The organism is Sphingomonas fucosidasi, from assembly GCF_036663855.1.
Classification (GTDB): Bacteria; Pseudomonadota; Alphaproteobacteria; order Sphingomonadales; family Sphingomonadaceae; genus Sphingomonas; species Sphingomonas faeni_B.
Genome location: NZ_JAXOJR010000002.1, coordinates 1 through 12,752 on the forward strand (window position 1 = coordinate 1; position 12,752 = coordinate 12,752).

Below are 12,752 nucleotides of genomic sequence, written 5' to 3' on the forward strand. Positions count from 1 at the left end.
CCTATCGGCAACATCCCGCCTGCCGAAGCCGAACACCAATATTATGCTGCCGCAGACAACATCGATATGGCGGCGTGACTCACAACCCAAGGCCTCCGGCAGACCCGGGGCGGTTCATAACTTAACTATCCGTCATCCCAACCTAAACACGTCATCCCAGCGAAAGCTGGGATCTCCCGGTTCTAGCTGAGACAACCGCCAACCGGGATACCCCAGCTTTCGCTGGGGTGACGGTGGTTATTGGGGTAGGTTTGTTCGAGTTGGGCTCAGCCCGCGACCTTCGCGTAGCGCTCACCGACGACGTCCCAGTTCACGATATCCCACCAGGCCTTCAGATAGCCCGGACGATCGTTCTTGTACTTCAGGTAATAGGCGTGCTCCCAGACGTCGTTACCGAGCAACGGCGTGCCGGGCTCCTTGGCGTCGTCCATCAGCGGGTTGTCCTGGTTCGGCGTGCTCGTGACCTTCAGCTTGCCGCTGGCGTCGGAAATGAGCCAAGCCCAACCCGACCCGAACTGCCCCGCACCCTTGGTGTTGAACTCTTCCTTCAACTTGTCGAGGCTACCGAAATCGCGATCGATCGCCTCGGCCAGCTTGCCCGACGGGGCCTGGCCGGCCTTAGGTGCCATCGTCTTCCAGAAGAAATCATGGTTCCAGAAACCACCGCCATTGTTGCGGACCAACGGCGGCTGCGACGAGATCGTGCCGAGGATATCCTCGATCGACTTGCCGGCGAGAGCCGAGTCCTTCTCGACGCCCTCGTTCAGCTTCGCGGTGTACGCGGCGTGATGCTTGTCGTGATGAAACTTCATCGTCTCCTGGTCGATCACCGGCTCGAGCGCGTCATAGGCGTACGGTAGCGGTGGGAGTTCGAAAGCCATGGGGATTATCCTTTATGGGGTCGGACGCTCAACGCCCGCAGCCATCAAATGGTCCCCACAAAGTCGTTACGCAAGCAGTCACGATCGCTTGCTCGAGGCACCGGACACAGGCGCAACGGGCAAAGCCGCTAAGCCTAAGTCAGTCGCGGATTCGGACCGATGGCATAATGGATCGGCTTGAAGGTCCCGCCATTCGAGTCCGGCGCCGAACAGGCCGTGAGACCGATCACGAGATCCATCGCGGCGCGAAACACGATCTGATCGCCGGCCTTGCTGATCGGCGGCAAGACCTGCAGTTTCCCGGTTTCCGCATCGATCGGCACGTTCATGAAGCAGTTGAACGCGGTAGGAATCCGGTCAGGCAGAACGCCGTAGGGCGCCAAAGCCGCAGCGAGATTGCCAAAACAGCCGCGATGCGGGGGCAAGGTCGGATAAAAATGATGAAACGTGTCGTACGAACACGGCGTCAGCAGAAAGTCATGTCGCCCGACATCGTCGGCGACGATCTCCAGCATCGGCTGCGAGCGGTTCGAATACAGCACATGCCCGGTCGTCAGATAGATCGTCTCGGCATAATCGAGCGTCCTGCCCGAAGAAATAACCTCGTCCAGATCGTCTGCCGCGAACGCCAGCAAATCCGCGACCTGCTCCCCCCGCGGATCGATCACCGTCAAGATCTCGCCGTGCCCCAACCGGAAGGCCGTGCCGCTCCGCTCGGGGATCTCGACCACCGCGAGCGCATCGGTCACGCCATTCACTGCGACGACCCCTGATAGGAAAACGGGCAGCGCCACACATCGTCGACCGAACGCCCGCTATACTGACGCGCCTCGCTCATTTCACCGTGGCGCGTGAGCATGGGATTACGGGATCCTGCGATCGCCTCGTCCCGAACCATGATCTTTTCGCGCATCGTCTCGTAACGGCCTTGCGCGCGCAGGGTCGTAAACTGATCATGGAGATTGAACACCATCGTCGGACGCGAGAACTGTCGCGCGGGGCGGCTGGCATTGGGATGCAGGCCAACCACGAAGAACGCCTCGCCGCCAAAGCTGAGCGAGAAATGCGGGCTGTCCGGATCGGCGCTCACTCGCTTGTCGTAATCCTGCCCGCGCCAGACATCCTTGTCGGATATCGACTGGATACGGTTCCACAAATGCCGCTCGAAGGTCGGCTCGTCGAACGTCACCGGCTCGTCGAACACAACCGCGAAACTCCGGAACAGCGCCGAGTCCGCGCGGTACGCCGCCGCAAAGGTCAATAACCCGTCATGGATACGAACGTCGTCCCACGCACTGTCGATCCGGTTGCACGACAGCACTTCCAAGGTCCCCTTGGCCACCGCGGCTTTCGCGCCGACGCACGGAAAACTGGCCTCGGCGATGTGATCGCGGAGCAGCGCGACGTGCGCGTCCTGATCCTTGTGACGCCAGGGGAATAAAGATGATTGCTGGATTTCCATAGGGCGAAGGACGCTTTCGAACGCCGCCCGTTCCTTCCATTGCCGTGGGTTAAGGCGATTACCCACCCGTTTCGATGCAGATCATCGCCGCATCCTATAGTAAATTTCGTGTCATCGTAGACACTTGAACGAGGCAGCCGTCTTATAGACAGGACGCCTTTATTGTAGCGAACCATGCCGCATAGGGGGTCGTCCTAGCCATATGTCGGTTAAAATCGGGAGCCTCGTCCGTCCACCACACCGGACCTCTTTCGCCGAGATGCCGCTTGGCCACGTCAACCGCAGCGTGCGCCGCCTGTTCGGCGTCCGCATCGTCGTTTCGACGAGCCCGCGCCACCGCACGACGGGCGTTCATCAGATCATGCACGAATCGATCCCGATCCGCATCGGACAGATCGGGGTTCGCCTTGCGCCACAACCGACCGCGGACGACGATATAACGACCGTCGGGCGTCGACAGCGGCGGGTCCTCGTCCGCGCTTCGGGTCATGCGGCGGTCTTGCCATACTCCTGTCGCGTCACCGGGTGGCTCGAGGACAGGCCACCGTCGACTGCGATGGCCTGGCCGTTGACGTAGCTGGCGTCGTCCGAGGCGAGGAACAGTGCCACCTTCGCCAGTTCCTCGGGCTGCGCGCCGCGGTGGAGCGGGTTGAGGCGGCCGACGCGGTCCATCTTGTTGGCCTCACGCGCGTAATCGAACACCGGCTTGGTCATGCCGGTCTCGGTCAGGCCAGGGCAGATCGCGTTGACGCGGACATTCGAGCCGGTGAGTTGCTGCGCGGAGACGGCAGCGAGATTGATGACCCCCGCCTTCGACGCGGAATAGGCAGGCGAGCCGGCGCCGGAGCGGATGCCGGCGACGCTGGCGGTGAGGACGATCGCGCCCTTGCCGCGCTCGGCGATGCGCGGGGCGGCGTGCTTGATCGCGAGGAACGGGCCGATCAGGTTGACGCGGAGTACTTCGGTGATGAGCGCGACGTCGGTATCGAACAGGTTCGCCATGCCGCCCGAAATGCCTGCGTTAGCAAACATGACGTCGAGCCCGCCGAAGCTGTCGCAGGCGAGCGCGATCGTGCGGATCACGTCTTCTTCAAGGCCAGCGTCAATGCGGATCGGTTTGGCAGTGCCACCTGCCTCGGCGATCAAGTGGGCGGTTTCATCCGCGCCCTCGGTCTTGTCGGCTACGATGACCTTGCCCCCTTCAGCCGCGAACAGGAGCGCGGCGGCGCGGCCTATGCCCGATCCTGCGCCGGTGACGATGATCGACTTGTTCTCGAAACGCATGGGGTTCCCTTCCGGTTAGATCGTGACGCCGCCGTCGATGACCATCGTCTGGCCGGTCATGAACGCGCTGGCCTGCGAGGCAAGGAAGACGACCGCGCCGGCGATCTCTTCGGGCTCGCCGATTCGGCGGAGCGGGACGCGCGTATTGGCCGCCTCGATCCGGTCGGGGTCTTCCCACAAGGCGCGCGCGAAGTCGGTCTTGATCAGGCCCGGCGCGATGCAGTTCACGCGGACGTTGGACGGGCCGAACTCGACCGCAAGGTTACGCGCGAGCTGCATGTCGGCGGCCTTGCTGATGCAATAGGCGCCGATCACCGGCGAGCCGCGCAGGCCGCCGATCGACGAGATGATGATTATGCTGCCGCTGCGGCGCTCCAGCATCTCGGGCGCGACCATCTGGATCAGCCAGTGGTTGGAGACGATGTTGTTGTCGAGGATTTTGCGGAACTGGTCGTCGGCGATGCCGGCTTGGGGGCCGTAATAGGGGTTCGAGGCGGCGTTGCAGACGAGGGTGTCGATGCGGCCGAAGTGGGCTCGCGTTTGGTCAACGAGGTGCTGGAGGGCTGCCTTGTCGGAAATGCTCGCGGCGATCGCGATCGCGGTACCGTCGCCGTGCTCGGCGTTGAGCTCCGCGGCGACGGTGTCGCAGGCGTCCTGCTTGCGACTGGAGATCACGACTTTCGCACCGTGACCGGCGAGTTCGCGCGCGGATGCGAGGCCGATCCCGCGCGACGATCCGGTGACGATGGCGACCATCCCGGTCAGATCGAACTGCGACATCTTCTGCTCCCGTAGCGACTTATCCCGAACCAATTCCGTCACCCCAGCAAAAGCTGGTGTATCCCGGTTGGCTGGTGCTCCGATCCAAACCGGGAGTTCCCAGCGTTCGCTGGGATGACGGGAGGATTGGGGGGCATGAACTAAGCCCCCGCCTTCACTGCGAAGCCCCAGGCCGCGTCCGCCAGCCCGTGGATCTTCGCCACCGTCTTCTCCGCCTGCGCGCTCGAGGCGGTGCCGTCGACGATGCGCTTCTTGATGCCCTGGACGATGCCGGTCAGCCGGAAGAGGTTGTAGGCGAAATACCAGTTGAGATCGGGGACGCCGTCCCGGCCGGTCGCGGCGCAATAGCGTTCGACGACCTGCTCGATCGTCGGGATGCCCGTCTCCGGCCCGGTCATGCCTAGCACACCTGAGCGTCCCTCGGGTTCGGTCACCCAGCTCATAAGCAGATACGAGAAGTCGGCGAGCGGATCGCCGAGAGTCGACAACTCCCAGTCGAGAACAGCAGTGACTTTCGGCTCTGACGGCGCGAAGATCATGTTGTCGATGCGGTAGTCGCCGTGGACGATCGAGGTACGCGTCTGCTCGGGGAGCGTGCGCGGGAGCCATTCGATGAGGCGTTCGACCGACTCCATGTGCTCGGTCTCTGCGGCGCGGTATTGCTTGGTCCAGCGACCGACCTGGCGCTCGAAATAATTGCCGGGCTTGCCGTAGTCGCCGAGCCCCGCCGCCGCGTAATCGGTGTTGTGGAGCGCGGCGAGCGTGTCGACCATCGCCTCGTAATGAGCAGTCCGCTCGGGCGGGGTCGCGCCGGGCATCGCGCCGTCCCAGATCGTCCGGCCCTCGACCATCTCCATGACGTAGAAGGCCGAGCCGATCACAGCCGCATCTTCGCAAAGGCCGTAGGGCCGCGGGACCGGGAAGCCGGTCGGATGCAGCCCCGCGATCACGCGGTATTCGCGGTCGACGGCGTGTGCGCTGGGCAGGATCGGCCCAAACGGTTTCCGACGCAGGACATAGGCACGCTCCGGCGTGTCGAGGCGGTAGGTCGGGTTCGACTGGCCGCCGGCGAACTTCGCGTAGGTGAGCGGCCCGGCATAGCCCGGCACGTTGGCGGTCATCCACCAACCGAGTGCGTCGAGATCGAGCTTGTCCCGCTCGCCGACTTCGATCGTTCCGACCATGCTTGTCGATGCGTCGCTCACGAGAAGGTTATCACGCTGCGGGTGGTGTCACCGCGACGAAGCTCGTCGAACGCGTCGTTGATCCGCTCCAGCGGCATCCGGTCGGCGATGATCGTGTCGAGATCGAGCAGCCCGCGCATGTAGAAGTCGACCAGCCGCGGGATGTCGACCGGAAAGCGGTTCGAGCCCATGAAGCCGCCCTGCAGCCGCTTGCCCGACAGCAGATCCATCGCCGACAGCCCGACCTTCTCGCCAAGCGGCATCATCCCGAGGATCGTCGCAGTGCCGCCGCGTCGCAGGACCTTCACCGCCGTGGCAGCCGACTGCGTACGCCCGACCGCCTCGATCGCGTGATGCACGCCACCCTTGGTGATCTCCACGACCTCATCGGCGGCGGTATCGGACAATGCATCAATGCTGTGCGTCGCGCCGAGCTTTTCCGCCATCGCGCGCTTTTCAGGCACCGGATCGAGCGCAATGATCTTCCCCGCGCCTGCGATCTTGGCCGCGTTGACCGCCGCGAGGCCGATACCGCCGCAACCCACCACGCACACCGTCTCGCCCGGCGTCACGTCGGTGGTGTTGAACACCGCCCCCGCCCCCGTCGTGATCGCGCAGCCGAGCAACGCCGCGCGGTCCATCGGCATGTCGCGATCGATCGCGACGCACGCGTGTTCGTGGACCAGCATCATTTCCGCATAGGCGCTGAGGTTGAGCATCTGCGCGATCGGCCGGTCGCCGAGCATTAGGCGCGGTGCGGCGCCCTTGGGACGACGCACGCTGGCGTCGATGCACAGCGACATCCGCCCGGTGACGCAGAACTCGCACTGGCCGCAGAAGGCCGAGAGACAGGTGACGACATGGTCGCCGACCTTCACGCCGCGCACCTCGTCGCCGACCGCCTCGACCACGCCGCACGCCTCGTGGCCGGGGATAGTCGGCATCGCGTGCGGATAGGCACCGTCGACGAAGTGAAGGTCTGAGCGGCATACGCCGACCGCCATTGTGCGGATCAGAACCTCGTGCGCGGTCGGTTTCGAGACGGTCACGTCCTCGATGCTGAGCGGGGTGTTGGCTTCGAAAAGGACTGCGGCTTTCATGTCTGCCTTTCGTTGATTTCTGTAGTCGTCATTTTAGCCCCAATCGCTTTCACGCCGCCGGTCGCGCCGCCGCCCGTCTGCCAATAATCCCGTCACCCCAGCGAAAGCTGGGATATCCCAGTTGGCGGGCGCTGCGACCTGAATGGGGAGATCCCAGCTTTCGCTGGGATGACGGGCGGGGGGCGTCCTTCGACTTCGCTCAGGACGAACGGGGGGATGGGGGTGGGTTTACCGGCTCACCCCGACATCCCCGCTCGACACGCCACCTTTGCGGAAGTCGCCGTATTTCCCGAACTCGTTGCGTGCGATCGAGCGGTTGTGGACCTCGTCCGGGCCATCCGCGAACCGGAGAGTCCGCATCGCCGCCCAGTCATGCGCCAAGCGGAAGTCGCCCGAGACGCCGCCGCCGCCATGCGCCTGGATCGCATCGTCGAGGATCCGCAAAGCCATGTTCGGCGCCGCGACCTTGATCATCGAGATCTCGATCTGCGCAGACTTGTTGCCGGCCTTGTCCATCATGTCCGCCGCCTTGAGGCAGAGCAGACGAGTCATCTCGATGTCGATGCGGGCGGTGGCGATGCGCTCCTCCCAGACCGAAAAGTCGGCGATCCGCTTGCCGAATGCGACCCGGTCGAGCAGCCGCCGCGCCATCGCCTCGATCGCGGTCTCGGCGACCCCAATGGTGCGCATGCAGTGATGAATACGGCCCGGCCCGAGCCGTCCCTGCGCGATCTCGAACCCGCGGCCCTCGCCAAGCAGCACGTTCTCGACCGGCACGCGGACATTCTCGAGCACCACTTCGCCGTGACCGTGCGGCGCATGGTCATAGCCATACACGGAGAGCATCCGCTTGATCGTCACGCCGGGCGTATCCATCGGCACGAGAATCTGGCTCTGCTGCTGGTGCCGCGAACCCTCGAAGCTCGTCTTGCCCATCACGATCGCGATCTTGCAGCGCGGATCGCCCACGCCCGACGACCACCATTTGGTGCCGTTGATGACGTAGTGATCGCCGTCGCGCATCATCGACGTCTCGATGTTGGTCGCATCCGACGACGCCACCGCGGGCTCGGTCATCAGGAACGCCGAACGGATCTCGCCGCGCATCAGCGGGCCGAGCCAACGGTCCTTCTGCTCGCGCGTGCCATAGCGGTGAAACACCTCCATGTTGCCGGTATCGGGCGCCGAGCAGTTGAAACACTCGCTCGCCCAGCTGACCTTGCCCATCTCCTCCGCGCATAACGCATATTCGAGATTGGTGAGCTGCGTGCCTTCGAATTCGAACGAATCGTCGACGTGCGTCTGGCCCGAATGCGGCGGCATGAAGAAATTCCAGAGCCCCGCGGCCTTGGCCTTCTCCTTCATCTCCTCGATCACCGGAATCACCTTCCAGCGCTCGCCCTCATGCGCCTGCTGGTCGTAATCGGCCTGTCGCGGGCGGATATTCTGGTCGATGAAATCCCGGACCCGATCCCGGAAATACGTCTCTCGTTCGCTCAGCGTAAAATCCATGCGGGCTCTCCGTTCGTCATCGCTTTGGAGGCGGGTTAGACCATACCGCGTATTCGGTAAAGCGTGCGGAGGGCCTCGGAAAGCATGTTTTCAAGTCCGCCCTGAAAGCGCCTAAAAAGCACTGTATCTTCAAATCGAAGCTGTTAGGGTGTTTCGATGAAGGTTCCGGCAGAGGCCAGCGACGAGAGCGAACAGGGGACCAAGCGCTTCCGTGCGAAGCGTAACGCGATCCTCGCCGCGGCGGCAGAAGCGATCAACGAACAGAGTGCCAAGGGCATGACGTTCGCGGACGTGGCGCGGCGCGTCGGGCTCAATACGACGAGCGTTACCTATTATTTCAAGCGCAAGGAAGACCTTGCCGCCGCTGCGTTTGAGAACACGCTCGAATCGCTGATCGCGATGCTCGACGTGGCGATGGAAGAGGCTACGCCGGAGGAGCGCGTGCGGCGTTATCTCGCGCTCAACATGGACCGGCTCGGGCGGATTCAGCGCGGCGAGGAGAAGGCGTTCGCGGTCCTCTCCGATCTGCGTGCGACCGAGGAGCCTATGCGTGGCCGGCTGATGGCGGGCTGGCGCGAGGTGTTCCGCCGCACGCGCCTGTTGTGGGGGCCGACCTCGTCGCGCGCGCAGACCGATCTCAACGGCGCACGCGCGCATGTGCTGCTGGAGAACACGTTCTGGTTGCCGATCTGGCTGACGCGGTACGAGCCCGATCAATATGGGCGCGTCGAGGAGCGGCTGATGGACGTCCTTGCGCACGGCATCGCGGGCAAGGATGCGCGCTGGTCCCCTACCCTGCTCGATCTCAGCCATGACGAAGCGGAACCAGGCCGCGAGGCGTTCCTGCTCGCCGCGACGCGCCTGATCAACGAGCTCGGCTATCGCGGCGCCTCGGTGCAGAAGATTGCATCCGAGCTGAACGTCACAAAGGGCAGCTTCTATCACCATCTCGACGCGAAGGACGATCTCGTCATCGCTTGTTACCGCCGCAGCTTCGACACGATCGCCGATGCGCAGAGCCGCGGCGAGGCCGAGGGCGGGAGCTATTGGCACAAGCTGTCGAGCACCGTCGCGACCTTGCTCGACGTCCAGTTCGCCGAGCGCGGACCGCTGCTGCGCACCACCGCGCTGAGCGGCCTGCCGGTCGGCGTGCGCAACGCGATGGTCGACCGCTCGAACGGCATCGCGCGGCGCTATGCGGGCATGATGATGGACGGGATCGGCGAAGGCTCGATCCGCGCCGTCGATGCGCTGATCGCGGCGCAGGCGCTGATGGCGCTCCAGAATGCGGCGTTCGACATGCGCAAATGGGCCTCGACGATGCCGCGCGAGCGGGCGATCGCGATGTACGCCTCGACGCTGATGTACGGCCTGTTCGACGATCGGATGGCGAAGGCCTGACCGTTCTGCCCGGACTGGTCGACGTTCGAAGCCGGAACGGTTTGGTTACGCGGCGTTAACCGCGGACGGCCGATTTCCACGCCTCCACGGAGGCGGCATGCACACTATCACAACCGATCTTGCGACGGGTATCATCGAGGTCGACGCGTCCGGCTTCTGGACGATCGCGCATGTCGAGGAATTTCTGCGCGACCTGGAGCGCGAGGGACGGCGCGTGCTTGCGACCGGCAAGCGTCACATGCTGCTCTGCAACTTCTCCAAGTCCGCGATCCAGCCGCAGGAGGTGATCGCGATGCTGCAACGCGTCGCGGTGTCGATGCCGCTGAAATCGCGCAAGGCCGCGTTGTATACCGACGGCAAGCTCGCGCGGTTGCAGGTCAAGCGGATCGCGTCGGTGCGCGACGACATGGCGGTGTTCGACGACCGGGCGACGGCGCTGGCGTGGATGCTGGAAGACGGGCCCAACGGATAGCTCGAGTAAGCAGTAACCCCTCAATCATCCTGCGGCCGCACAGGGAGCGCCCCCCCCCCCGCCCACGCCGTCATCCTGACGAAAGTCAGGACCCAGAGTTACAGACGCCGTCCCCTACGATCCTGGGTCCTGACTTTCGTCAGGATGACGGACGGAGCGGGCGCCTATCTGGCCAAATCTTCGTCCCGCTTCAGCAGAACCCCCGCGCGCCAGTAATGGAACAGCGCCCACGGCGTCATCAGCACGATAATCACCAGTGCATAGCGCAGCGAATCCTCGCCGAATCCCGGCTTCAGCAGATCGCTCAGCCACCCGACCAGCGTCGGCCCCAGCCCCAGCCCGACCAGGTTGATGACCAGCAATGTGATCGCCGCCCACATCGCGCGGATCTGCAACGGCGCGAGATGCTGGATCAGCGCGAAGCTCGGCCCGAGATACGAATTGGCGAAGATCAGCGAGACGAAATAGCTGCCGATCGCGATTGCCGGCGCATCGATCAGGTAGAAGGCCAGCGCGAACGGCAGCGACAGCCCCTTCATCCCCAGCACGACCCAAGCCTGGACATGCAGGCCGTGGCGCTTCGCCAGCACGTCTGCGATCTTGCCGCCCGCAAGCGCCGAGACCGCACCGAACAACGCCCCCGGCAACGCGACATAACGCGAGATATCGAGCATCGACACGCCCAGCGAGCGCTGCATATAGCTCGGCCCCCAGCCGGTAAGCGCGTAGCCGATCATCGACGTGAGCGTGACACCGACGACCAGATGCCGCGCCGGGGCACTCGCCCACATCGACGCGAAGCCTTGCGCGACGCTCGGCATCGGCTTCACCTCGGTCGCGCGGGCGGCATCGGACAGGCCGCGGCGCGGCTCGACCATGAACAGGCGGACGAGGACCGCGAGCGCGATCCCCGGTAGGCCGACCGTCATCATCGCGATCCGCCAGCCGTAAGAGTGCGCGACGACTCCGCCGATCAGCGTGCCGAAGCCTGCGCCGAGTACCACGCCGAGCGAATATACCGCCATCGCGCTCGCGCACTTCTCGGGCGGATACAGGTCGGCGATGATCGAATGGCTGGGCGGGCTCGACCCCGCCTCGCCGATGCCGACGCCGATCCGGAACAGCATCAGCTGCGTGAAATTCTGCGCGAGCCCGCACAGCGCGGTCATCGCGCTCCAGATCGTCAGGCTGGCGGCGATGATGTTGCGGCGGCTGGTCCGATCCGCGAGTCGCGCGACCGGGATTCCCAGCGTCGCATAGAAGATCGCGAACACGAGCCCCGACAGCAGCCCGAGCTGCGTATCGGTCAGCAACAGGTCCGCCTTGATCCGCTCCAGCAGGATCGCGAGGATCTGGCGATCCATGTAACTGAAGAAATAGGTGAAGGTAAGCAGCGCGAGCGTCAGGCCCCGTCGCTTCATCGCCAAGGCATCGGCGATCTCGGGATGGGACTGATACGCGACGGCCATCGGCAATACCTCGAAGTCGAAACAGACCTTACGCTAGGGCATGGGGAGCGTACCAGACAAGCTAAAGCTGCAATCCCCGCACATCTGCGACGAGCCGAGTGCATGACGATGCCGGGCGGAATTGTCGCGACGAAGTAAGGTCTTGCGAGTTTCGGGATATAATCGGTGGTTCGCGAGAAGGACGGCGGAAGATGCGTCCTCATTCGGGTCGCTCTTCCGCCTTATCCCCTCTCCAACGTCGTGGCCGGGCTCGTCTCCGCATCGTCGATGGAGCGAAGCGTCCGGGCAATCTGAATACCGGGTATGCGGCCCCCTCGCATAGATTCGCGGCGTTGCAAAGCGACTTTTGCCCGCCGCCGCATTCTTGGCAAAATCCGACAGCCGTGTCGCGCTTGCTGCACGCGCTGGCCTGCACCATCAGCGGGACGACACACTCGACGGAGTGCCCCGATGATCGACCTGTTTTACTGGCCCACCCCCAACGGCCACAAGATCACGCTGTTGCTCGAGGAAACGGGGCTCGAGTATACGATCAAGCCGGCAAACATCGGTGCGGGCGAACAATTCGCGCCCGATTTCCTGAAGATCGCGCCGAACAACCGGATGCCGGCGATCGTCGATCACGCACCCGCCGATGGCGGCGAACCCATCGCGATCTTCGAATCGGGTGCGATCCTTCTGTATCTGGCGGAGAAGACTGGGCGGTTCGGCGGCGGCGACCTGCGCGGGCGGACTGCGGTGAACCAGTGGCTGATGCGGCAGATGGGGGGGCTGGGGCCGATGCTCGGGCAGAATCATCACTTCAATCGGTATGCCCCGGAGAAGATTCCGTACGCGATCGATCGCTACGTGAAGGAGACCAACCGACTGTACGGCGTGCTCGACCGCCGGCTCGAAGGGCGCGACTTCATCACGGGCGAGTATTCGATCGCGGACATGGCAGCGTACCCGTGGATCGTGCCGTACGAAGCACAGGGCCAGCGGCTGGAGGATTTCCCGAATTTGAATCGCTGGTTCGAATCGATCGCAGCCCGGCCCGCGACGATCGCGGCGTATGAGAAGGGCAAGGCGGTGCATGACATCAGCGTCCCGATGACCGACGAGGCGAAAAAGACGCTGTTCGGGCAGACTGCGGCTGCTCGGTAGGGGGTTCCCTACTGCTCGGCAATCGTCTGGACTACCGCCACGTCCAGATGATGACACCACC

At 64.0% G+C, this 12,752-nt stretch carries 13 protein-coding genes; 3 read left to right on the forward strand and 10 right to left on the reverse strand.

The window, feature by feature from the left end; all coding sequences use genetic code 11:
* Positions 1 to 266: 266 nt before the first annotated feature.
* The 9 genes from U1737_RS03475 to U1737_RS03515 all read right to left on the reverse strand — a co-directional run bounded on the left by U1737_RS03475 (position 267) and on the right by U1737_RS03515 (position 8,203).
* Complete coding sequence (locus U1737_RS03475) at positions 267 to 881, reverse strand: superoxide dismutase (RefSeq protein WP_332795650.1); 615 nt, start codon at positions 879 to 881, stop codon at positions 267 to 269.
* A gap of 134 nt (positions 882 to 1,015) precedes the next feature.
* The gene (locus U1737_RS03480; protein WP_332795651.1) at positions 1,016 to 1,630 is read right to left on the reverse strand and encodes a DUF1989 domain-containing protein; all 615 of its coding nucleotides are present in this window, start codon (positions 1,628 to 1,630) and stop codon (positions 1,016 to 1,018) included.
* A 5-nt stretch (positions 1,631 to 1,635) separates the two neighbouring features.
* The gene (gene gntA / locus U1737_RS03485) at positions 1,636 to 2,343 is read right to left on the reverse strand and encodes a guanitoxin biosynthesis heme-dependent pre-guanitoxin N-hydroxylase GntA (protein ID WP_332795652.1); all 708 of its coding nucleotides are present in this window, start codon (positions 2,341 to 2,343) and stop codon (positions 1,636 to 1,638) included.
* Positions 2,344 to 2,485: 142 nt separating this feature from the next.
* The gene (locus tag U1737_RS03490) at positions 2,486 to 2,833 is read right to left on the reverse strand and encodes a hypothetical protein (protein ID WP_332795653.1); all 348 of its coding nucleotides are present in this window, start codon (positions 2,831 to 2,833) and stop codon (positions 2,486 to 2,488) included.
* Positions 2,830 to 3,627: an SDR family NAD(P)-dependent oxidoreductase gene (locus tag U1737_RS03495; protein WP_248521763.1), complete on the reverse strand. Its 798-nt coding sequence runs from the start codon at positions 3,625 to 3,627 to the stop codon at positions 2,830 to 2,832. The genes U1737_RS03490 and U1737_RS03495 overlap by 4 nt, the downstream gene beginning before the upstream one ends.
* A 15-nt stretch (positions 3,628 to 3,642) precedes the next feature.
* Positions 3,643 to 4,407 carry an SDR family oxidoreductase gene (locus U1737_RS03500; protein WP_248521765.1) on the reverse strand — a complete coding sequence of 255 codons (765 nt, stop codon included), beginning with the start codon at positions 4,405 to 4,407 and terminating at the stop codon, positions 3,643 to 3,645.
* A gap of 140 nt (positions 4,408 to 4,547) precedes the next feature.
* The gene (locus tag U1737_RS03505) at positions 4,548 to 5,591 is read right to left on the reverse strand and encodes a phosphotransferase family protein (RefSeq protein ID WP_332795654.1); all 1,044 of its coding nucleotides are present in this window, start codon (positions 5,589 to 5,591) and stop codon (positions 4,548 to 4,550) included.
* A 17-nt stretch (positions 5,592 to 5,608) separates the two neighbouring features.
* Positions 5,609 to 6,691, reverse strand: a complete 1,083-nt coding sequence (locus U1737_RS03510) for a Zn-dependent alcohol dehydrogenase (RefSeq protein WP_332795655.1) — start codon at positions 6,689 to 6,691, stop codon at positions 5,609 to 5,611.
* Between the two features lie 228 nt (positions 6,692 to 6,919).
* A complete protein-coding gene (locus U1737_RS03515; protein WP_332795656.1) occupies positions 6,920 to 8,203 on the reverse strand; it encodes an acyl-CoA dehydrogenase family protein in 1,284 nt (427 codons plus the stop codon).
* A gap of 156 nt (positions 8,204 to 8,359) precedes the next feature.
* On the opposite strand from U1737_RS03515, the gene U1737_RS03520 reads away from it, so the two are divergent.
* Both U1737_RS03520 and U1737_RS03525 read left to right on the forward strand, forming a co-directional pair.
* Complete coding sequence (locus U1737_RS03520; protein ID WP_332795657.1) at positions 8,360 to 9,604, forward strand: TetR/AcrR family transcriptional regulator; 1,245 nt, start codon at positions 8,360 to 8,362, stop codon at positions 9,602 to 9,604.
* A gap of 97 nt (positions 9,605 to 9,701) precedes the next feature.
* Positions 9,702 to 10,076, forward strand: a complete 375-nt coding sequence (locus tag U1737_RS03525) for a hypothetical protein (RefSeq protein ID WP_332795658.1) — start codon at positions 9,702 to 9,704, stop codon at positions 10,074 to 10,076.
* 164 nt (positions 10,077 to 10,240) lie between these two features.
* On the opposite strand, the gene U1737_RS03530 is transcribed toward U1737_RS03525, so the two are convergent.
* A complete protein-coding gene (locus U1737_RS03530; RefSeq protein ID WP_332795659.1) occupies positions 10,241 to 11,545 on the reverse strand; it encodes a spinster family MFS transporter in 1,305 nt (434 codons plus the stop codon).
* A gap of 450 nt (positions 11,546 to 11,995) precedes the next feature.
* Between U1737_RS03530 and U1737_RS03535 the strand changes: the two genes are divergently transcribed.
* The gene (locus tag U1737_RS03535) at positions 11,996 to 12,691 is read left to right on the forward strand and encodes a glutathione binding-like protein (RefSeq protein WP_332795660.1); all 696 of its coding nucleotides are present in this window, start codon (positions 11,996 to 11,998) and stop codon (positions 12,689 to 12,691) included.
* The last annotated feature ends 61 nt before the right edge of the window (positions 12,692 to 12,752 follow it).